This is a genomic window from Streptomyces sp. NPDC053367 (assembly GCF_044545925.1).
Classification (GTDB): domain Bacteria; phylum Actinomycetota; class Actinomycetes; order Streptomycetales; family Streptomycetaceae; genus Streptomyces.
Genome location: NZ_JBITYN010000003.1, coordinates 628,530 through 649,345 on the forward strand (window position 1 = coordinate 628,530; position 20,816 = coordinate 649,345).

Here is a 20,816-nt window from a genome sequence, read left to right on the forward strand (position 1 = left end):
GGCACCGGCCCCTTTGGCGTGCCCAGGGTCAGAAGGGCAGGTGGTCGAAGCGCGCCTGCGGAAAGATCGCCTTCAGCTCAGGGACGTCGCTCCCCCTCGCGATATCGGGCAGCCTGACTCGGCGCACCCCCTTCAGGGGCGGGATCGAGTCGAGGGTGTGAGCGGGAGCATCGGGGAGGCCGCGGAGCGTGACCGTTTCGAGCATCGGCAGAGCCGCGATCTCCGCCCAGTCCGCAGGGGAGAGCACTCCTGCGTCCAGGTCCAGTTCCTTCAGCGTGTGCCAGGCCCGCAGTCCCCGCAGAGGGCCGGGCCGGCTCCTGCCCTCTCCCGAGAGGGAGAGGTACTCCAGAGGGGCCTTGATCGGCAGGAGATCGGTGAGCTGCCTGTCCGCGGGAAGCCGTCGCAGGGAGAGGCGTCGCAGCGAACGCAGCGCGCTGAGACCGGTGACGTCCGCTTCGCTGTCCAGCCTCAGCGTGGTCAGCGGCAGCTCCGCCAGAGCCGCCAGGTTCGAGACGCCGCCGCACTCCAGGATCTGGAGACCGGACAGCGACGGGAAGTCCCTCAGTGCCGACAGGTCGACGATCCCCTGAAGAAAGATCAGACTCAGGTGCTCCACCGGAGTCGGGGCCAGGAGGTGCAGGCTCCCGGCGTCGAGCGCCTGGAGCGTCAGCGCCCACCACGGGCGCATCAGCCGCACCGCCGACACCTGCTCCGACGCCGTGCACGTGAGGATCAACCGGTCCCGGTCGAGGTGGTCCAGCACTTCGACGGCGTATCGCTCGGTGTCGAACCGGTGCCACGTCCCCACCAGCTGCCGCCGTACGCCCAGCGCGGCGTGTCCGCGGAACCGGCGCAGTACGGCCAGGGCCGCGTCCGGCTCCTCGGCAGCCAGCAGGGAAGCGGTCACCGTCACCGCCAGGGCTTCCTCGTCGGCCAGCCCCTCCGGCCCCGGCAGCAGCTCCAGGGCGAGAGGCCCGGCCTCGGCGAGGGCCTTGGCGTCCTGCGTCGTACGCGGCGGAATCAGCTCCGAGGCCCGCTTCTCCACCTCCGCCCGTACCCCCGCATCCAGCGCCGGCGCGTGTTCCAGGCACGCCAGGGCCAGAAGGGTCAGGCGGGGGTTCTCCCGCGCCAGGAGCTGCCCTAGGACCGAGGCTCGCTCGCGGGGGCGGGCGTGTGCGACGGCCAGGCGGATGACGTCCTCCCACTGGGTGTCGCCGGCGTGGCTGACCAGGACGTCGAGGTGACCCTCCGCCACCGCGTACCGCGCGCCCAGGTAGTCCTGGAAGGTGCGGTGGACGAAGTCGACGACGCCCTCGGCCGGGCGGCGGAGCAGGCCGCTGCGGAGCAGGAGCTGGGAGAGGACCGAGCGGGCGTCCGCCCCGCCCGGCGCGGCGATCGTCGGGAGGCAGCGCTCCACGATGCCCTGCGCCGTGTCCACGTCCATCTCCGTGCGCCCGCTCAGCACCAGCGCGTACGCCAGGCGTTGCAGCAGCTCCAGCTGCGCCTCCTCGCCCAGCTCAGGGGCGTCCACCGCGCCCATGCCCCGCTCCCGGTCCCGGCGGGCCAGCAGCATCGTCAGGGCGGCGTCGTAGAGCTCCTTGCGGCCGGTCGGGAGGTAGCCCCGGCGTTCGCGGTGCAGGGCGCAGATCAGGCCGCACATCAGCGGGTTCGTGGCGAGGCGGGCGAGGTCGCGTTTCACCCGGAGCGAGTCCAGCAGAGGGCCCTCGTACTCCGGGGCCCGCGCTGCCGTGTGCCAGCGCCGCACGAAGGTCGCGACCTCCCCGCGCCGCATCGGGGCCAGCAGCAGCTCACGGAAGCCCTCGGAGGCCAGCCAGTCCTGCCGTACCGCCGTGGGGCGGGAGGTGAGCAGCCAGCGGTTGCCGGGGAACGCGCGGATCAGGTCCATCAGCCAGTCGCGGGCGCGGTGGCGGTCGGGTGCGGGGATCTCGTCGAGGCCGTCGACCAGGATCAGGCCCCGCCCGGCCGACAGGACGCGGTCCGCCCAGCCGTCCGGGGCGGACAGGGGACAGCCCACCGCCGGCAGGAAGTCGGCCGGCGAGGGGAGCGCCGGGCGGCGGATCAGGGTCCGCAGCGGGAGCACGTAGGGGATCTGCGCCCCGTCCCGTGCCGCGGTGACCGCCAGCCACTGGACCAGCGTGGTCTTGCCGGAGCCCGCGTCGCCGCGCAGCAGCACGCGGTCCTGGTCGCGCAGGGCCTGCTCGGCCGGGAGGTGGACCGGGACGGAGGACGGGGGCTCGCCGGAGCGGGTCTCCTCCGCCGTGGCCGTCGCCTCCAGGCTCAGGTAGGCCACCTCCAGCGGCCAGCGGTCGGGGGAGTCGCGCAGGTCGAGGCCGTAGATGGTGATGTGGTTGTGGCGGTCGGCGACGTACGGCAGGTAGCGGCGTTCGAAGGAGGTGTCCGTCGCCGGCGGGCGGGGGGTGCGGGCGAGCAGTTCGTCGACCTTGGCGATCAGGGCGGCCTGGTCCCGCGACTGTTCCACCAGGGTGCGGGCGACGAAGGTGGACCGCCGGGTGAAGAACTCCAGGATGTGCAGACAGGCCCACTCGGTCGCCGAGTCGAGGAAGTGCGCGGAGTCCGTGGACAGGCCGTCGGGCTCGCCGCGCAGACGGGCCGCCAGCTCGCGGTGGCCCAGCCGTACGGCCTGCACGTCGTCCATGTCCAGGTCCCCGAGGGCCAGCAGCCGGCGGGTGAGGGCGTACGTGACCGCGTCCGTCTCGTCGTACGGGAAGGGCGGCTCGCCGGGTGACTCCACGGCTCGTTCCACGAGCTGAGCGGCCAGTCGTGAGACGTCCTTCTCGGTCAGCGTGCGCTTCTCGCCCTTGAAGGAGACCAGCGAGGAGAGGCGGACCGGCTTGTCGACCAGGCCGGCGCCCGGGCCGTCCGACCGGAAGAGCCTCTTCACCAGCGGGGCGATCATCGAGGACGCGAGTCTGCCGCCCAGTACCGCCGGTTCCATCTCCGACTCACCCCCGTCGTCGTACGCAACGAGGGTGAGGCTACCCGGAGTTGCCGCTACCGGGTCAGGACAGCTGACCGTCGTAGTCCGGCAGCTTGTACGTCTTCTCGGCGTGGCCGCCGGAGAGGTCGGTGGCGCTGTTGCCGATGTTCGCGATGATCGTGTAGCCCTGCTTCTCGATGGCGACGCGCTGGGCGGTCTTGTAGTCGGCGACGTTCTTGAACAGGTCGAAGAAGCCGCGCACGCGCAGGCCGGTGACCTCGTAGCCGCGGTACTCCAGGTTCCACTCGGTGGGCGCGTAGATGATGCCGGGGCGGGCGGTGACGAAGAACAGGTCGACGCCGTGCTCCTGGGCGTACTCGGCGACCTCCAGGACCGGGCTGTTGGCCGGCTGGGGGTAGCTGAAGCCGAAGTCGGTCTCCAGGACGGTGTTGTCGACGTCGAAGACGATCGCCTGCTTCTCGCCGGGCCTCGGGTCCGCGATCCGCTGCCGGAGGTCGGGCAGCGCCCGGTCCATCACGGCCCGGCAGTCCCGCTGCCAGGTGGCGTAGTCGACGTCCGCGGCCGTGGCGCCGGCGGTCGCGGCCGCGGCGCCGACGTCCGCGGTCGTGGCGCGGGCGGGGGTGGCCAGGGCCAGCAGGGCGGCCGCGGTGGCGGCTGTCGCGGCGGCGCGACGTATGCCGGGGAGTCGTCCGGTCATCAGTGGGGGGTCCTCTCACGCGCGTACGGCGTCCCGTACACAACCGACGTGTCGTGAGCATGCTCGCGTCAATGAGTGGCGTCGAGGGGTCCGGCAGGTTACCGGCCGGTAGGCCGGGCGCGAACGGCGTAGCCCCCGTCACATCCGCAGGTCAGCGCGGTGGGCCCGCCGGTGACATGCCGCACAGGTGATTTGTCCGTTACTAGGGGGAATAGTGGCGATCTTGGCGGTTGAAAGCCGGACATCCGGTGCGGTGCTCGGGGTGCCTGACCCGCGCGCTGGGTGATTCGTCCTGAATGGGGGCTCTGTCAAGGAAGCGTGATATTCCGACCGAGGTACTAGCTTCCGTCGTAGATCACACGTTTGGGGGTTGATGGGCGATCCGGTTACCAAGGGATAGCCATCCGGACGCCGCTCGGTGCCGGGTGGTTCTCATGTCCCCCACCGCACGAGGTTTCGATGTCGCAGCGCTTCACGTCCCGCTCCCTCCGTCCGTCCAAGCTCCGCACCCGCGCCGCCGTCCTGGCCGCCGGGCTGGGAGTGTCGGTCGCGATGGGGACCGGGGTCGCGATGGCCGCGGACACCGGCGTGTCCGCCAGTGCCGCGAGCGCCGCCGGTGCCGTTCAGGCGCAGGCCGCCGCCCAGGCCAAGGCCGCCGAGGCCGCCAAGACCGCGGCCGCCGCCAAGGCCGCCGCCGCCAAGGCCGCAGCCGCGAAGAAGGCGGCCGCTCAGAAGGCCGCCGCGCAGCAGGCCGCGGCCAAGAAGGCCGCCGCGAAGAAGGCCGCCGCCAAGAAGGCGGTCTCCTGGGTCGCGCCGGTGAAGCACTACACCAAGTCCGCGAGCTTCGCCCAGGCCGGCGGCATGTGGCAGTCCACCCACAGCGGCCAGGACTTCGCCGTGCCGAGCGGCACCCCGGTCGTCGCCGCGCACGGCGGCACCGTGGTCAAGGCCGGCGGCAACGGTGCCGGTGACGGTCCCGCGTACGGCAACGCCATCGTCATCAAGCACGCCAACGGCACGTACTCGCAGTACGCCCACCTCTCCCGCGTCGACGTCAAGATCGGCCAGATCGTCGCCACCGGCCAGCGCATCGCCCTGTCCGGCAACACGGGCAACTCCAGCGGTCCGCACCTGCACTTCGAGATCCGCACCACGCCGAACTACGGCACGGCCGTCGACCCCGTCGCCTTCCTGCGCGGCAAGGGTCTGACCGTCTGACCCGACCGGTCGGGGACTCAGGCGCCGGAGTGCGCCTGGGTCACCAGATCCATGGCGACCTCCAGGACGGCCCTGCGCTTGTCCTCGGGGTCGCCTTCGAGGTCCTGGAGGAAGAACATCCCGGCGTGCAGCGTGAAGATCGCGCTGACGCAGCGGACCTGGTCCACCAGCGGTGCCTCGGGGTCGATGACGATGTCCCGCAGGGAGCGCATGCGGTCCTTGAAGGTCTCGCCGATCTGCAGGTCCCGTACGGTCGCCTGGTTCTCCTGCATGAAGCGGAACAGCGGTGCCGCGCCCGCCAGGGCCGCGCTGTAGCGCCGTACGATCTCGTGCTTGGTCTCCAGGGTGGACGGCTGCGCGCTGCCCCACTCGATGAGGTCCTCGATCGGCTGCGTCAGATCCGCGAAGAGGCTGACGACGATCTCTTCCTTCGTCTTGAAGTGGTAGTAGAGCGCCGCCTTGGTCACCTCCAGGCGCTCGGCGATCTCGCGCAGTGAGGTCTTCTCGTAGCCCTGCTCCGCGAAGAGTTCGAGGGCCACGTCCTGGATGCGCTGGCGGGTGTTGCCGCGGCGCTGCTGCTTGGTGCCGTCCATCGTGACGCCCATCCTCGTACTCCTCGCGCTCACGCGGAAATCCGCCTCCCCGGCAAACTTACTTGACGCCCGGCTAGTAAGCGGTCTACTTTCCCCACTGTAGATAACTAGCCGGGCGGCAAGTAAGTAGCAAGTGCTGGGGGAGAACACGATGGCGGACGCAGGAAACAAAGACAGGACCGAGAACAAGCCACAGAATGTGCGGGTCGTCCTGCTCGCACTGATGATCGCGATGATGCTCGCGATGCTCGACAACATGATCGTCGGCACCGCGATGCCCACGATCGTCGGCGAGCTCGGCGGACTGGAGCACCTCTCCTGGGTGGTGACCTCCTACACGCTGGCCACCGCCGCGTCGACGCCCATCTGGGGCAAGCTCGGCGACATGTACGGGCGCAAGGGCGCCTTCCTCACCTCCATCGCGATCTTCCTGGCCGGTTCCGCGCTCAGCGGCATGGCCCAGGACATGGGCCAGCTGATCGGCTTCCGCGCGGTGCAGGGCCTCGGCGCCGGCGGTCTGATGGTCGGCGTCATGGCGATCATCGGCGACCTCGTGCCGCCCCGCGAGCGCGGCAAGTACCAGGGCCTGATCGCCGGTGTCATGGCCCTCGCCATGATCGGCGGTCCCCTCGTCGGCGGCACCATCACCGACCACTGGGGCTGGCGCTGGGCCTTCTACATCAACCTGCCCCTCGGCGCGGTCGCCCTCGCCGCCGTCGGCACGGTCCTGCACCTGCCGAGGAAGGCCGCCAAGACCCGCATCGACTACCTCGGTGCCGGACTGCTCACCGTCGGCATCACCGCCATCGTCCTGGTCACCACCTGGGGCGGCACCGAGTACGCCTGGACGTCCGCGCGGATCATGGAGCTGATCGGCATCGGCGTGGCCGCCCTGGTCGGCTTCCTGTTCTGGGAGACCAAGGCCGCCGAGCCCGTCATGCCGCTGCACATCTTCCGCAGCCGCAACTTCACCCTGATGTCCGTCATCGGCTTCATCACCGGCTTCGTGATGTTCGGCGCGGTGCTCTTCCTGCCGCTGTACCAGCAGTCGGTGCAGGGCGCCTCCGCCACCAACTCCGGCCTGCTGCTCCTGCCGATGCTCGGCGCGATGCTCGTCGTGTCGATGATCGCCGGCCGGATCACCACCAACACCGGCCGCTACAAGTTCTTCCCCATCGCGGGCAGCGCGCTGATGATCACCGGCCTGTACCTGCTGTCGCTGATGGACACCGGCACCTCGCGGCTGACCTCCGGCCTCTACATGGCCGTCCTCGGCGCGGGCATGGGCTTCCTGATGCAGATCACCATGCTGGTCGCGCAGAACAGCGTGGAGCTCAAGGACATGGGTGTGGCCTCCTCCTCCACCACCCTCTTCCGCACCCTCGGCTCCTCCTTCGGCGTCGCCATCATGGGCGCCCTGTTCAACCACCGCGTCCAGGACGTCATGACCGAGCGGGCCGGCCAGCTCGGCTCCCAGATCACCGAGCGGTCCGCCCAGCTGGACGCCGCGAGCCTCGCCAAGCTGCCCGAGGCGGCCCGCGACGCCTACCAGCACGCGGTGTCCTCCGGCACCCACGGGGCGTTCCTCCTCGGCGCGATCGTCGCCGTGGTCGCGCTGGCCGCGTCGGTGTTCGTCAAGGAGGTGCCGCTGAAGGGGGCGGGACCGCAGAAGGGCGAGGCGGCGGAGGCCGCCGCGCCGGTCGGAGAGACCGTCTGACGGGCTCGACGTCGCCGAGACCCACGTTCCTCGTGCGCCCCCGGGAGTCTTCCGCCCGGGGGCGCCGTGGGTGGTGACGGGTTGTGCGGCCGGCTGTCGTTCGTGGCTGGTCGCGCGGTTCCCCGCCCCCCTTCCGGGCATGTCACCATCGGCGTATCGGAGGAGGCCCGGATGGACAAGCTCCGGCAGCTCAGGCCGGCCAAGGACGCCATGGACCGGGACTGGTCCGACCCCGCCCTCGACCTGGACGCCGTCGCCGCGCACGCCGGTCACTCCCGCCACCACTTCGTCCGCGCCTTCCAGGAGGCGTACGGCGAGACACCCGGCCAGTACCTCACCCACCGCCGCATCGAGCGCGCCGAGGAACTGCTGCGCGCCGCCGGCCTCAGCGTCACCGAGATATGCCACCTGGTCGGCTTCAGCAGCCTCGGCACCTTCTCCAGCCCTTCGAGACCCGCACCGGGCTGTCGCCCAGCGACTACCGCGCCCGGCACGTCGGCCGGGGGCGGCCCTGATACCCGGCTGCCACGCGATGCTGTGGACCGGCGGCTTCCCGCGCCGCGGCCCGGCCGGGCAGGACCGCAATTCACCCGGTGGCCCCGAGGCGCAGTCCTGCGTCCGGCCGGCCTCAGGACGGCAGCATCGGATAGCTGCCGGTGTTCGTCGGCGCGTGCTCCGGCAGCCACAGCACGGCGACCGCCCCGTCGGCCGGGACATGCTCCGGCGCACCCGGCGGCCGTACGTTGCGGAAGGTCAGCCGTGCGCCGAGCACCCTGGCCTGGCCTGCGGCGATGGTCAGGCCCAGCCCGTGGCCGCGTCCGGCGCGGTCCTTGCTGCCGGTGCGGAAGCGGCTCGGGCCCTCGGCGAGCAGGTCCTCGGGGAAGCCGGGGCCGTGGTCGCGCACCCGGATGACCCGGCCCTCCACGGTGACCTGGACCGGCGGGCGCCCGTGCCGGGCGGCGTTGGCCAGCAGGTTGAACAGCACGCGCTCCAGGCGGCGCGGGTCGGTGGTGACCTCCGACTCGTGCACGATCAGCACCTCGGCGTCCGGCTCCTTGGCCGCCACCCGCCGGGCGACGAACTCGCCCAGCAGGATGTCCTGCAGCTCCGCCCGCTCCGAGGCGCCGTCCAGGCGGGCCACCTCCAGCACGTCCTCCACCAGGGTGCGCATGGCCTTCGCGCGGTCCAGGACCAGCTCGGTCGGCCGGCCCGGCGGCAGCAGCTCGGCCGCCGTGAGCAGGCCGGTCACCGGGGTGCGCAGCTCGTGCGCGATGTCCGCGGTGACCCGGCGCTCCGCCTCCAGGCGCTGCTTGAGGGCGTCGGCCATCGCGTCCACCGCCCGCGCCAGGTCGTCGGTCTCGTCGCGGACGACCCCGCCGATCGCCTCGCGCACCCGTACGTCGGTCTCGCCGTTGGCGACCCGGTTCGCCGCCGAGGCCGCCTTGCGCAGCCGGCTGGAGAGCTGGGCGCCGATCAGCACACCGAGCGCGCTGCCGCCGAGCACGGCCGCGATGGAGCCGATGACCAGCGCCTGGTCGAGGTCGTCGAGGATGTCCTCGCTGCGGTCGGGGAAACCGGTGTGCAGGGACAGCACCCTGCCGTCGGTGGCCGGAACCGCCGCCCAGATGTCCGGCGGCCCGTCGTGGTCGTCGGACACATAGGTCGCCCGCCGTCCGCGCTCGACCTTCTCCCGCAGCTCCTCGGGCAGGTTCGGGTCGTCGACCACCACATTGGGGAAGTTCAGCCGGCCGGTCAGCTCGTAGGTGCGCTGCGCGACCTCCACCCGCTCGTCGGCCAGATCGCGGGCGTTGTCCAGCATCGACACCCGGGCGGCGTTGTGCACGACCAGGCTGAGCGCCACCGCGACCAGTGCGCCGACCAGCGCGATCGCCGCGCTGAGCTTCCAGCGCAGGCCGGTGCGCAGCCCGTCGCCGCCCAGCCGCTGCCCGAGCCCGGCCGGCAGACCGCCCAGCCTCCGGCCCAGCCGGGCCCGGCGGGTGCGGTGGGCCCGCGGCCAGGGACGGGAGGCCGACGTGCAGCCGGCCTCGTCGTCGGCGTACGGCCGGCCGCCTGCGCCGTAGGACGGCCGGCCCGTACCCGAGCCGTGTCCGGGCCCGCCGCTTCCGGGCCCGCCGCTTCCGGGCCCGCCCTGTCCGGGCCCGCCCTGTCCGGGCCCGCCGTTTCCGGGCCCGCCCTGTCCGGGCCCGCCCTGTCCGGGCCCGCCGTTTCCGGGCCCGCCCTGTCCGGGCCCGCCGCTTCCGGGCCCGCCGTTTCCGGGCCCGCCGTGTCCGGCTGCCCCTCCGGTGGCCCGGGCCGCGGGGCGTCCCCGCCCGGCCGGGCCCAGTTCCCGCCCGCTCACGCCTTGAGCTTGTAGCCGAAGCCGCGCACCGTCTCGATGCGGTCCTGGCCGATCTTCGTGCGGAGCCGCTGCACATGGACGTCCACGACCCGGGTGTCACCGCCCCAGCCGTAGTCCCACACGCGCTCCAGCAGCTTGTCCCGGGACAGCACCGTGCCCGGCGCCGAGGAGAACTCCAGCAGCAGCCGCATCTCCGTCGGGGTCAGCGCCACCGGCTGCCCGGCGCGGCGCACCTCCATGCCGTCGGTGTCGACCTCCAGATCGCCGAAGGTCAGCACGCCGCCGACCGCCGCGCCGGCCTCCTCGGCCTGCGCGCCGCCGCTCGCGTGGCCGAAGCGGCGCAGCACCGCGCGGATCCGGGCCACCAGTACGGCCCCGTCGAACGGCTTGGTGACGTAGTCGTCGGCGCCCGCCTCCAGGCCCAGCACCACGTCGATGGAGTCGGCCCGCGCCGACAGCATGATCACCGGGACCGTGGACTCGTCCCGGATACGGCGGCACAGGCTGACCCCGTCCAGGCCCGGCACCATGACGTCCAGCAGCGCGATGTCCGGGCGCCGCGCCCGGAAGGCCTCGAGTCCCGACAGCCCGTCGGGCATGGCGGTGACCGCGAAGCCGTCCCGCTCCAGGGCGAGCTGGGTGGCCTCGCGGATGACGTCGTCGTCCTCCACGAACAGGACGTGGGTCTGGTCTGCCATCCGGATGCTCCGTCAGTTGCTCTCGGGCACCGGGGCGGGCTCGCCGCCCCGGGCGGTGGTGCCGTAGTCGTTGTGCCAGTGGTGCCGCGCCACGAAACGGTCGGTCGTCCAGCGGTAGGTGATCACGTCCTCGCCGGACGGGTCGGTCACCGGGTCGCCCGCGTCGTACACCTGCTTGGTCACCAGCAGATCGCCGCGGTCGATCTCGGCGTAGACCGGGGGCTCCTCGATCCGGAAGACGTTCTCGTAGCGCCCGCCCTCCCTGCGATACACGTACGAGCCGACGCCCACGGTGTCACCGCAGGTCAGCACGTTGATCACGACGTCGTCGACGCTGCCGCCGGTCAGCTCGCCGTAGGAGACGTCGACCGGGTACTCGTCGCCGTTGCACGGGCGCAGATCGCGCTTGACCGCCACCGAGACCAGCGGGTCCTCCTGCACCAGCCGGACCGCGTCCACCCGGGGCGAGGCGCCCGCAGGAAGGGACGGGGAGGCCGCGGCGCCGGTCACCCCCGAGGCGTGCGCCGGGCCCTCGTCGCGGGTGCCGGTGCCGCCGGTGGAGCACGCCGAGAGGGCAAGGGCGAGGGCGGCGAACCCGGCCGTCGCCGTGCCCACCGCCCACCGGGAAACCTGGCTCCGTGCCGTCCCCCCGGGGCCCGGCAGGGGCCCCGCTCCGGTCAGGCCGCGCAACGCTCCCGCTCCTCACGCTCCAGCGCGCGTGCGTCGAGATCGCGGGACTCCAGCTCCTCGCGGAGCCGCGCGAGGGCCCGGTGCAGCGTGCTCTTGACGGTGCCGGCCGACATGCCGAGGGCGGCGGCCGTCTCCTCCGTGGACATCTGCTCCCAGTGTCGCAGCACCACCACGCTGCGCTGCTTGGGGGCGAGCACCTTCAGCACGTCCATCAGCAGGGCACGGTCGGCGTGCTGCTCGGTGGAGTCGTCCACACAGGACTCGGGGAGCTGCTCGGTCGGCACCTCCTCCAGCTTGCGCGCCCGCCACCACTCGGTCCGGGTGTTGATCATCACCCGGCGCAGATAGGCGTCCGCCAGCCGCTTGTCGGCGATGCCCTCCCAGCGGCCGTAGGTACGGGCCAGCGCGGTCTGGAGCAGGTCCTGGGCGTCGACGGGGTCCGGGACCAGCCGGCGGGCGCTGCGCAGCAGCGCGTCCTGCCGGGTGCGGACGTACTCCTCGAACTCGAGCACCTCGCCCTGCGCCATGATCAACCGCCTCCCGTTTTCTTCCCCGTGCCTGGTCTGCACATGAAGCTACGGAGGGGTTGTCACGGGGCTGTCCGAGGCAGCCTGCGGACAGCGCTCGGCTGTCCGTCGGTTGTGTAACAGAAGTAGGTGCGGGGTAAAGGGGCGATCCGGTTCGTCCCGGTTCAGGGTGGTTGATACGGCGGTCAGGCCGACGGCAGCCGATACATTCCGCCCGGCAGCGGTTCCACCAGTCCGTCCGACACCAGCCCGTCCAGAGCGCGGGCCCGCTGGACGGGCTCGTGCCACACCGCGTCCAGCGCGGCCTGCGGCACCGGCGCGTGCGCCTCGCGCAGTACGGCGAGCAGCTTGCCCCGCACCTGACGGTCCGTCCCGGCGTACGTCTGGCCCCGGCGCGGCGGCCCGTCGTGCTCCGGCTTGCCCGCCAGCCGCCACGCGCACTGCGCGGCGATCGGGCAGCGGTGGCACGTCTCGTTCTTCGCCGTGCACACCAGCGCGCCCAGCTCCATCGAGGCGGCGGCCCAGCGGGCGGCGGTCCGCTCGTCCTCGGGCAACAGGGCGCGGGCCAGCCTGCGCTCGGCGGCCGTCGTGGCGTTCGGCGGGTACCGCACCCCGGTCACCGCGCGGGCGAACACCCGCCGCACATTGGTGTCGAGCACCGCGTGCCGCTGCTGGTACGCGAACGACGCCACCGCCGCCGCCGTGTACTCGCCGATGCCGGGCAGCGCCAGCAGCTGCGCGTGGTCGGACGGTACGTCCCCGCCGTGCCGCTCCGTTATGGCGACCGCGGCCCCGTGCAGCCGCAGCGCCCGGCGCGGGTACCCGAGCCGGCCCCAGGCGCGCACCGCCTCACCGGGCGCCTCCCGGGCCAGGTCGGCGGGGCGCGGCCAGCGGGCCAGCCACTGCTCGTACACGGGCAGGACCCGGCTGACCGGGGTCTGCTGGAGCATGAACTCGCTGACCATCACACCCCAGGCACCCGCCTCGGGGCGCCGCCAGGGCAGGTCGCGGGCGTGCTCGTCGAACCAGGCGATGACGGGGAGGTGCAGGTCCGCTCCGCCGGACGGATCGGCGGCCGTGGCCTCGCCGGTGCCGGAGGGGGGTGTGCTGTGCGGGGGTTTCGTGGGCGCAGTCATGGCGCTTCCGATCCTGCCATGCGCGAGCGCACCGCCGGGAGGACCGCCACCCGGGAGGAGCACCCCGGGGAGGAGCACCCCGGGGAGGAGCACCGCGGTAGCAGCGGTACCGCGGTAGCAGCGGCACCGCGGTAGCAGCGGCACCGCAAGAGCAGCACCCGGGGGGCGCGTACCTGGCGATCAGCACGCGCTCGCCGTGCTCTCGGGGAACCACGCGCCTCCGTCGGCCACTTCGGACCGAAGGGCACGGAAAGGAAGGAGTGGCAGGGGAGTTGCCCGGACACTCCTCGCCGGCCCACCCGGAGCGACCCGGTGATGGCCAGAGGTGCAAGGCACGCGATCGCGAAGGCGTGCCAGGTGTCATGGCGGACCCGTCACGGAACTCGGTGCCGCCGGAGTCGTGATCAGGGACTGCATGTGACGGCCGGGACGGTCACACCGAGCGGTCGCCGGGTTCTCCCCGGACGGTCGTCACGGGTGGCGCGTACGCCGTCCCGGAATGATGATCCGGAAAAGTTGACGTTCTCCACGGCGGGTGGGGCGGGTGACGGGGCCGATCTCTCGTACAGTTTGCGCCGTGGGATCTCTGCGCAATCCGGTCGGGCCGCTTCCCTCCTCCATCTACTGGCGACGGAGGGTCGTTCTGGTGTCCATGGTCGCCCTGTTGGCGCTCCTGATCACCTGGATCGTCACCTCGGGCGGCGGCGGGAAGGATGGCGCCGACGGCAGCAACGGCAAGAATCCCGCTCCCTCCGCATCCACCATCACCCCGGGTCCCGAGGGTTCCGGACCGGCGATCAGCCAAGCCCCGGGCGGACGCGACGAGTCGGGCGGCGGAGACTCCAACGGGGCGGGTTCCGGGGGCGGTTCGACCACCGGGCCGGGCTCGGGCGCAGGCTCCGGGGGCGCTTCCGGCGACGGTGGCGACGGTTCCGGATCAGGCGGCCCGGCCGGCGGTGACGGCTCCGGCGCGGGCGGGTCCGGGTCGGCCGGCGGTGCCGTCGACAGCGCCGGTGGCGCGGTCAGCACCCTGCCCGCCGGTTCCTCGCTGCCCAACTGCACCGCGAACGCCGTGACGTTGACGCTGCGCAGCGTGCACAACTCCTACTCGCCCGACCAGACGCCCGCCTTCCAGATCACCGCGAAGAACTCCTCCGGCGGTGACTGCAAGGTCGATCTCGGGCCGAAGAAGGCCGTCCTGACGATCACTCACGCCGCGGACGACGACACCTACTGGTCGTCGGCCGACTGCCCGAAGGGCGCCGGCAGCCTGGTCTACCGGGTGCCCGCGGGCAGCAGCGTCACCTACACCGTGCGGTGGGACCGCAAGCCGAGCGCCCCCGAGTGCGGGACGCCTCCGCCGGGGTCGGCGGCCGCGGGCACGTATCTGGTGGAGGCCCGGGCCTCCGGGTTCGCGAAGGCACAGACGTCGTTCGTGCTGAAGGCCGACTAGCCGGTTCGGGCGCGCGGCCCGGAGCTCCAGGTCTGAGCGCTGGTTCGGGCGCCTGCCCGGAGCCCCAGGTCTGAGCTCCGGGTCGGTCGCTGCCGCGTAGCTCCAGGTCAGAGCGCCGGGTCGGGGGCCGCCCCGGAACCTCAGGTCTGAGCTCCGGGTCGCAGCCTTACGGCTGAGCGCGCGAACTAGACGTACCGCTCCAGGATCGACGACTCCGCCAGCCGGGACAGGCCCTCGCGGACACTGCGCGCGCGGGCCTCGCCGACGCCGTCCACCGTCTGCAGGTCGTCCACGCTCGCGGCGAGCAGCTTCTGCAGGCCGCCGAAGTGCTCGACGAGGCGGTCGATGATGGCGCCGGGCAGCCGCGGCACCTTCGCCAGCAGGCGGAAGCCGCGCGGCGACACGGCCGAGTCGAGCGTCTCGGGCGAGCCGGTGTAGCCCAGGGCCCGGGCGACCGTGGACAGTTCGAGCAGCTCGGCGTGGGTGAGCGCGTCGAGCTCGGCGAGCGCCTCGTCGACCGTGCGGGAGCGCTTGGCGGTGGGCTCGGGGACGTAGTCCCGTACGACCAGCTCGCGCTCCGGCTCCACGCCGGCGATCAGCTCGTCCAGCTGGAGGGCCAGGAGTCGGCCGTCGGTGCCCAGTTCGACCACGTACTCGGCGATCTCGGTGGCGATACGGCGGACCATCTCCAGGCGCTGGGCCACGGCGGAGACGTCCCGGACCGTCACCAGGTCCTCGATCTCCAGCGCCGACAGCGTGCCCGCGACCTCGTCCAGGCGCAGCTTGTAGCGCTCCAGCGTGGCGAGGGCCTGGTTGGCGCGGGACAGGATCGCCGCAGAGTCCTCCAGGACGCGGCGCTGGCCGTCGACGTACAGCGCGACCAGGCGCATGGACTGCGACACCGACACCACCGGGAAGCCGACCTGCTTGGAGACGCGGTCCGCCGTACGGTGCCGGGTGCCGGTCTCCTCGGTCGGGATCGTCGCGTCGGGCACGAACTGCACGCCGGCCCGGAGGATCTTCGACAGGTCGGAGGAGAGGACGATGCCGCCGTCGAGCTTGCACAGCTCGCGCAGCCGGGTCGCGGTGAACTCCACGTCCAGCACGAACCCGCCGGTGCACATCGACTCGACCGTCTTGTCCCAGCCGAGCACGATCAGACCGCCGGTGTTGCCGCGGAGCACCCGCTCCAGGCCGTCGCGCAGGGCCGTACCAGGTGCCACGGCGCTCAGGGAGGCACGCATCAGGCCATCGGAACCGGCACTCCCACCGGACTTTCCGGGAGCTGCTGCCCGGTCGTTGGCTGCCACTGCTCTCCTCCGGTCGCAGGTTCTGGGGCGCTCCCGTATCGCGCACTCGGTTCGTACGGACGGGCGAGACCAGGGCAAAGTCTACCGGCGGTCCTCCGCCTCCCGGGGGGCCTCTCGGCGACGGGAGCGCGGCAGGACCCTCAGGGCGTCCCCTATGTCCGCGACCTCCAGCACCTTCATACCGGCCGGAACCTTGCCCGGATCGCCCGGTACGAGCGCGTGCGTGAAGCCCAGCCGGTGCGCCTCGGCGAGCCTGCGCTGGACGCCGGTGACCCGTCTGACCTCGCCCGCGAGGCCGACCTCGCCGATCGCGACGAGGTTCTTGGGCAAGGGGGTGTCGCTGGCGGCGGAGGCGAGCGCGAGGGCGACGGCGAGGTCGGCGGCCGGCTCCGACAACTTCACACCGCCGACCGTCGCGGAGTAGATGTCCCGCTTGCCCAATGCGCTGATTCGTCCCCTTTGTTCCAGCACGGCCAGCATCATCGACACCCGGGACGTCTCCAGGCCGGAGGTGGTGCGGCGGGGGGAGGGGATCTGGGAGTCGACCGTGAGCGCCTGCACCTCGGCGACCAGGGGGCGCCGGCCCTCCAGGGTGACGGTCAGGCAGGTGCCGGGCACCGGTTCGGCGCGGCGGGTCAGGAACAGGCCGCTGGGGTCGGCGAGGCCGACGATGCCCTCGTCGTGCAGTTCGAAGCAGCCGACCTCGTCGGTCGCCCCGTAGCGGTTCTTCACGCCGCGCACCAGGCGCAGACGCGCGTGCCGGTCGCCCTCGAAGCTCAGGACGACGTCCACCAGGTGCTCCAGCAGGCGGGGGCCCGCGATCGCGCCGTCCTTGGTGACATGGCCCACCAGCAGCGTCGACATGCCGCGCTCCTTGGACGCGCGGATCAGGGCGCCCGCCACCTCGCGGACCTGGGCCATGCCGCCGGGGGCGCCGTCGATCTCCGGGGAGGCCACGGTCTGCACCGAGTCCAGGATCAGCAGGGACGGCTTGACGGCGTCCAGGTGGCCGAGGACGGCCGCCAGGTCGGTCTCCGCGGCGAGGTAGAGATGGTCGGCGAGGGCGCCGATGCGGTCCGCCCGCAGCCGGACCTGGCTCGCGGACTCCTCGCCGGTGACGTAGAGGGTGCGGTGCTCCTCGCTCGCCGACTTCGCGGCCACGTCGAGCAGCAGAGTGGACTTGCCCACACCCGGTTCGCCCGCCAGCAGGACTACCGCGCCGGGCACGAGGCCGCCGCCGAGGACGCGGTCCAGCTCGGGCACGCCCGTGCTGCGGGCGGTGGCCTGTCTGCCGTCGACCTGGCCGATGGGCAGGGCGGAGGTGGTGACCCGGCCGGGCGCCGTCGTACGCACCGCGGGCGCGCCGTACTCCTCGATCGTGCCCCAGGCCTGGCACTCGGGGCAGCGGCCGAGCCACTTGGCCGTCTGCCAGCCGCATTCGGTGCAGCGGTAGGACGGGCGGTCCTTGGTGGTCTTCGTACGGGCAGCCATGGGGAAACCGTAGCGGCCGGGTCTGACAACGAGGCCCGCGCCGGTGGGCGCTGCCGCCCCCGCCCCTTGGGGCGCCCGACCTCACGCCCCGTCAAGAACCGGCCACACCCATGAGGAACTCGCCAGGGATGCGGGGGCCGGTGTCCCCTTATGAGGGATCGTTTCACCCGTACGGAGTAAATGTGCTCAAGGTGCCGGAATGGGCCGCCCCCGGCCGCCTACGGTCGCACGGGTGATGAGCAGCAGTTCGGAGACCTCGACACGCACCACCGGCGCACACCGGGCGCACCGGGAGGCGCGCGACCGTGGTGCGGCGCGTACGTTGGCGCAGCGGACGCCCGCGCGCTACGAGCCGTACCTGGACGGGCTGTTCACCTACTGCCTGTCCGTCCTGTGCGACCACGACGCCGCGACGGCCGCCCTGGGCGACGCCCTCGCGCTGGCCGAGCGGCGCGGCCCCCGCGCCCCCGAGGCGGCCGGCGACCGCAGGGCGTGGCTGTACGCGCTGGTCCGCTGGGCGTGTCTGCGCAAGATGGCCGAGGCCAAGCAGAAACGTCAGGCCACGCACGCGGCGGGGCGGCACGGCCCCCGGCCGCGTCCCGTGGCGCCGGGCACCGCGGCCGTGGCCGAGGAGGTCCGGGAGCAGCGGCGGCGTGAGCTGGCCCAACTGGCCTGGCCGGAGGCGGCCGGCACCACGCCGGAGCAGCGCGAGGCCCTGGAGCTTGCCGTGCGCCACCATCTGGCGGCGCACGAGGTGGCCGCGGTCCTCGGCATGGACCTCGCCGCCGCGCGGGAACTCCTCGCGGCCGCCGCCTGCGAGGTGGAGCGCACGCGCGCGGTGCTCGCCGTCGTCGAGACCGCCGCCTGCCCGGGTGTGGCCCGGCTCACCGGCGACCACCAGCTCGTGCTGAGCACCGCCCTGCGGCGGGAGCTGGTCCGGCATGTCGACGACTGCCCGCGCTGCCGGCGGGCGGCAGAGCGGGCCGTGCCGGGACGCTGGCCCGGCGCCAGCGTGACGCCCGCGGAGCTGCCCGTCCTTGAGGCACCCCGCGCCGCGCTCCATGTGGCGATGACGCACCACCCGCGCGCGCGGGGCGCGGCCGTCCCGCGCTTCGACCGGCGCGGCTTCCCGATGGACCCCAAGGACCGCGCCGCCCGGCGCGACCGGCTCCGCGCGCGTGCCGTCACGACCACGGTCGTCGCCACCGTCGTGGCCGCCCCGGTGATCGCCCTGTGGTCGGCCTACCGGGGCGAGCCCCTCGGCGTCGAGGGGGAGGGCGGCCAGGGCGCCGCCGCCAGCCGCGAGGACGGGGCCGGCGGCCTCGACGGGGTGGCCACGGGCGGCGGCTACGAGAACGCCGGCAACGCCCGCACCCGGCCCGGCGCGACCTTCGGCGACGATGCGCGGTCCGACGTCTCCGTCGAGGTCGTCAGCGTCGCCGGCCACAAGGGCGCCGGACGGCTGGAGGTGACCGCCGGCATCAGCGGCGACACCACGCTGATCACGCTCACCGCGTCCGGGGACGCACCCGTGCGCTGGTCGGCGTCCTCCGGCGCCGCCTGGCTGTACCTCAGCCGGTCCTCGGGAACGCTCCGCCCCGGCCAGTCGTTGACGATCAAGGTGTACGTCGACCATCTGCGCGAGCCCTCCGGCCACTGGCGCGCGCGTGTGGCCGTGTCACCCGCCGGGGCCGTCGTCTCCATCGAGGGCTACGGCACCGCACCCGGCCCGTTCGACCCCGAGCCGCGGCCGACGGCTCCCCCCGAGCCCACACCGACCACGCCCGCCCCCACCCCGACGACCTCCGCCCCCAGCGACCCGCCGACCCCGAGCGAACCGCCGCCGTCCTCGCCCGACCCCGAACCGACCCCCACCAGCCCCGAGCCCACCGACCCCGGCTCGACGCCGCCGCCCAGCGACAGCGGCGACCCGAGCCCCTCGACGTCGTAGGACCGGCGGGTGCAGCCGGTCAGCCGGTCAGCCGGCCGGGTCCGCCGGGTGCGGGGCCACCAGCGGCAGCTGGGACGCCAGCCGCTGCTCGCACAGCTCGACCAGCCGGTCGTAGCCGGCCTTGCCCATCAGCTCGGTCAGCTCCGCCCGGTAGGAGACGTACACCGGGTCGCCCGCGCCGTGCGCCGAGGTCGCCGAGGTGCACCACCAGTGCAGGTCGTGGCCGCCCGGACCCCAGCCGCGGCGGTCGTACTCCCCGATGGAGACCTGCAGGACGCGCGTGTCGTCGGGCCGGTCGATCCAGTCGTAGGTGCGCCGGACCGGCAGCTGCCAGCACACGTCCGGCTTGGTCTCCAGCGGCTCGCGGCCCTCCCGCAGGGCCAGGATGTGCAGCGAGCAGCCCGCGCCGCCGGCGAAGCCGGGCCGGTTCTGGAAGATGCACGAGCCCTGGAACGGGCGCGTCTGGCGGTCGCCGTCCTCGTCCTGCGAGACCCAGCCGTGCTGCAGGCCCTCGTCGTGGTGCTGCCAGATGTCCGGCGTGAGGCGCGCCACATGCTCGGCGACCCGCTTCTCGTCGTCCTCGTCGGAGAAGTGGGCGCCCAGCGAGCAGCAGCCGTCGTCCGCGCGGCCGGCCTGGATGCCCTGGCAGCCGCTTCCGAAGATGCAGTTCCAGCGGGAGGTCAGCCATGTCAGGTCGCAGCGGAAGACCTGCTCGTCGTCCGCCGGATCCGGGAACTCCACCCATGCGCGAGCGAAGTCGAGGCCCTTCTCGTCCGCCTTCAGGGCCTTCTTCGACAGCCCCGGGGTCGATTTGGCCTTCTTGTCGTCCTTCGCCTTTTTCGTCTTTGGCACGCGTCCAGGGTAAGTCGCCGGACACCCCCGCCGGGACCGCTCCCGCGAGGTCCGCGAAGCCCGGGGGGAGGGAGCACCGCCGCGCGGGCAGTAGCGTTCCGTACATGAGACTCGGTGTCCTCGACGTGGGAAGCAATACGGTGCATCTGCTGGTGGTGGACGCCCACCCCGGCGCGCGGCCCCTGCCCGCGCACTCGCACAAGGTGGAGCTGCGCCTGGCCCAACTCCTCGACGACGCCGGAGCCATCGGCCCCGAGGGGGTCGACAAGCTGATAGCCGTCATCCACGACGCCCTCCAGGCCGCCGAGGACAAGGGCGTCGAGGAACTGCTGCCGTTCGCCACCTCCGCGGTGCGCGAGGCCAGCAACGCCGACGACGTCCTGTCCCGGGTGAAGGCCGAGACCGGCGTCGAGCTGCAGGTCCTCAGCGGCGAGGAGGAGGCCCGCCTCACCTTCCTCGCGGCCCGCCGCTGGTTCGGCTGGTCGGCCGGAAAGCTGCTGGTCCTGGACATCGGCGGCGGCTCCCTGGAGATCGCCTACGGCATCGACGAGGAACCCGACATCGCCGTCTCCCTGCCGCTCGGCGCCGGCCGCCTCACCGCCGGCTGGCTGCCGGGCGACCCGCCCGAACCCGACGACATACGGGCCCTGCGCCGCCACGTCCGCGCCCAGATCGCCCGGACCGTCGGCGAGTTCAGCCGCTTCGGCGCCCCCGACCACGTCGTCGCCACCTCCAAGACCTTCAAGCAGCTCGCCCGCATCGGCGGCGCCGCCCGCTCCACCGACGGCCTCTACGTCCAGCGGGACCTCAAGCGGGAGTCCCTGGAGGCGTGGGTGCCCAGGCTGGCCGGCATGACCACGGCCGAGCGCGCCGAGCTGCCGGGCGTCTCCGAGGGCCGCGCCAACCAGCTCCTGGCGGGCGCCCTGGTGGCCGAGGGCGCGATGGACCTGTTCGGCGTCGAGAGGCTGGAGATCTGCCCGTGGGCCCTCCGGGAGGGTGTGATTTTGCGCAAACTGGACCACATGCCGACCTAGCGGAAGCGCCCCTCCAAGGCCACCGCGAACTGCGCGAACAGCCCGATACGGCCCGCACCCGCACCTGACCGGAACCCCCGACGGCACGTAGGCGACCACGTACGCTGTAG

The 20,816-nt window shown here is 73.0% G+C and carries 16 protein-coding genes and 1 pseudogene; 6 read left to right on the forward strand and 11 right to left on the reverse strand.

Features of this window, described 5'->3' with window-relative positions; all coding sequences use genetic code 11:
* Positions 1 to 28 precede the first annotated feature (28 nt).
* Both ACIGXJ_RS12515 and ACIGXJ_RS12520 read right to left on the reverse strand, forming a co-directional pair.
* Positions 29 to 2,977 carry an NACHT domain-containing protein gene (locus ACIGXJ_RS12515; protein WP_399643596.1) on the reverse strand — a complete coding sequence of 983 codons (2,949 nt, stop codon included), beginning with the start codon at positions 2,975 to 2,977 and terminating at the stop codon, positions 29 to 31.
* Between the two features lie 64 nt (positions 2,978 to 3,041).
* Complete coding sequence (locus tag ACIGXJ_RS12520; RefSeq protein ID WP_399643598.1) at positions 3,042 to 3,677, reverse strand: HAD family acid phosphatase; 636 nt, start codon at positions 3,675 to 3,677, stop codon at positions 3,042 to 3,044.
* A gap of 459 nt (positions 3,678 to 4,136) precedes the next feature.
* Between ACIGXJ_RS12520 and ACIGXJ_RS12525 the strand changes: the two genes are divergently transcribed.
* Positions 4,137 to 4,895, forward strand: a complete 759-nt coding sequence (locus ACIGXJ_RS12525) for a M23 family metallopeptidase (protein ID WP_399643600.1) — start codon at positions 4,137 to 4,139, stop codon at positions 4,893 to 4,895.
* Positions 4,896 to 4,912: 17 nt separating this feature from the next.
* Here the strand turns inward: ACIGXJ_RS12525 and ACIGXJ_RS12530 are convergent, their stop codons facing one another.
* The gene (locus ACIGXJ_RS12530; RefSeq protein WP_399643602.1) at positions 4,913 to 5,500 is read right to left on the reverse strand and encodes a TetR/AcrR family transcriptional regulator; all 588 of its coding nucleotides are present in this window, start codon (positions 5,498 to 5,500) and stop codon (positions 4,913 to 4,915) included.
* Positions 5,501 to 5,639: 139 nt separating this feature from the next.
* Here ACIGXJ_RS12530 and ACIGXJ_RS12535 point away from each other — a divergent pair, with 139 nt between their 5' ends.
* A complete protein-coding gene (locus tag ACIGXJ_RS12535) occupies positions 5,640 to 7,205 on the forward strand; it encodes an MDR family MFS transporter (protein ID WP_399643604.1) in 1,566 nt (521 codons plus the stop codon).
* Between the two features lie 171 nt (positions 7,206 to 7,376).
* A pseudogene (locus ACIGXJ_RS12540) lies at positions 7,377 to 7,794 on the forward strand (helix-turn-helix transcriptional regulator); the annotation flags it as partial.
* Positions 7,795 to 7,833: 39 nt separating this feature from the next.
* On the opposite strand, the gene cseC reads toward ACIGXJ_RS12540, so the two are convergent.
* The 5 genes from cseC to ACIGXJ_RS12565 form a co-directional block, all read right to left on the reverse strand.
* A complete protein-coding gene (gene cseC, locus ACIGXJ_RS12545; protein ID WP_399643723.1) occupies positions 7,834 to 9,177 on the reverse strand; it encodes a two-component system sensor histidine kinase CseC in 1,344 nt (447 codons plus the stop codon).
* A gap of 383 nt (positions 9,178 to 9,560) precedes the next feature.
* A complete protein-coding gene (cseB, locus tag ACIGXJ_RS12550; RefSeq protein WP_399643606.1) occupies positions 9,561 to 10,262 on the reverse strand; it encodes a two-component system response regulator CseB in 702 nt (233 codons plus the stop codon).
* A 12-nt stretch (positions 10,263 to 10,274) separates the two neighbouring features.
* The gene (locus ACIGXJ_RS12555) at positions 10,275 to 10,952 is read right to left on the reverse strand and encodes a hypothetical protein (protein WP_399643608.1); all 678 of its coding nucleotides are present in this window, start codon (positions 10,950 to 10,952) and stop codon (positions 10,275 to 10,277) included.
* A complete protein-coding gene (locus tag ACIGXJ_RS12560; RefSeq protein WP_399643610.1) occupies positions 10,940 to 11,479 on the reverse strand; it encodes a SigE family RNA polymerase sigma factor in 540 nt (179 codons plus the stop codon). The genes ACIGXJ_RS12555 and ACIGXJ_RS12560 overlap by 13 nt, the downstream gene beginning before the upstream one ends.
* A 185-nt stretch (positions 11,480 to 11,664) precedes the next feature.
* Positions 11,665 to 12,615: an A/G-specific adenine glycosylase gene (locus ACIGXJ_RS12565; protein ID WP_399643612.1), complete on the reverse strand. Its 951-nt coding sequence runs from the start codon at positions 12,613 to 12,615 to the stop codon at positions 11,665 to 11,667.
* 577 nt (positions 12,616 to 13,192) lie between these two features.
* On the opposite strand from ACIGXJ_RS12565, the gene ACIGXJ_RS12570 reads away from it, so the two are divergent.
* Entirely contained in the window at positions 13,193 to 14,068 is an 876-nt protein-coding gene (locus ACIGXJ_RS12570; RefSeq protein ID WP_399643614.1) for a hypothetical protein, read from the forward strand.
* Between the two features lie 185 nt (positions 14,069 to 14,253).
* Here ACIGXJ_RS12570 and disA read toward each other — a convergent pair whose 3' ends face one another.
* Entirely contained in the window at positions 14,254 to 15,378 is a 1,125-nt protein-coding gene (gene disA, locus ACIGXJ_RS12575; RefSeq protein ID WP_399643617.1) for a DNA integrity scanning diadenylate cyclase DisA, read from the reverse strand.
* A gap of 81 nt (positions 15,379 to 15,459) precedes the next feature.
* On the reverse strand, positions 15,460 to 16,869 hold the full coding sequence (gene radA, locus ACIGXJ_RS12580) for a DNA repair protein RadA (RefSeq protein ID WP_399643619.1): 1,410 nt from the start codon (positions 16,867 to 16,869) through the stop codon (positions 15,460 to 15,462).
* Between the two features lie 232 nt (positions 16,870 to 17,101).
* Here radA and ACIGXJ_RS12585 point away from each other — a divergent pair, with 232 nt between their 5' ends.
* On the forward strand, positions 17,102 to 18,820 hold the full coding sequence (locus tag ACIGXJ_RS12585; RefSeq protein ID WP_399643621.1) for a hypothetical protein: 1,719 nt from the start codon (positions 17,102 to 17,104) through the stop codon (positions 18,818 to 18,820).
* A gap of 27 nt (positions 18,821 to 18,847) precedes the next feature.
* Here the strand turns inward: ACIGXJ_RS12585 and ACIGXJ_RS12590 are convergent, their stop codons facing one another.
* Positions 18,848 to 19,672: a hypothetical protein gene (locus ACIGXJ_RS12590; protein ID WP_399643624.1), complete on the reverse strand. Its 825-nt coding sequence runs from the start codon at positions 19,670 to 19,672 to the stop codon at positions 18,848 to 18,850.
* A 104-nt stretch (positions 19,673 to 19,776) separates the two neighbouring features.
* Here ACIGXJ_RS12590 and ACIGXJ_RS12595 point away from each other — a divergent pair, with 104 nt between their 5' ends.
* A complete protein-coding gene (locus ACIGXJ_RS12595; RefSeq protein ID WP_399643626.1) occupies positions 19,777 to 20,706 on the forward strand; it encodes a Ppx/GppA family phosphatase in 930 nt (309 codons plus the stop codon).
* Positions 20,707 to 20,816: the final 110 nt, after the last annotated feature.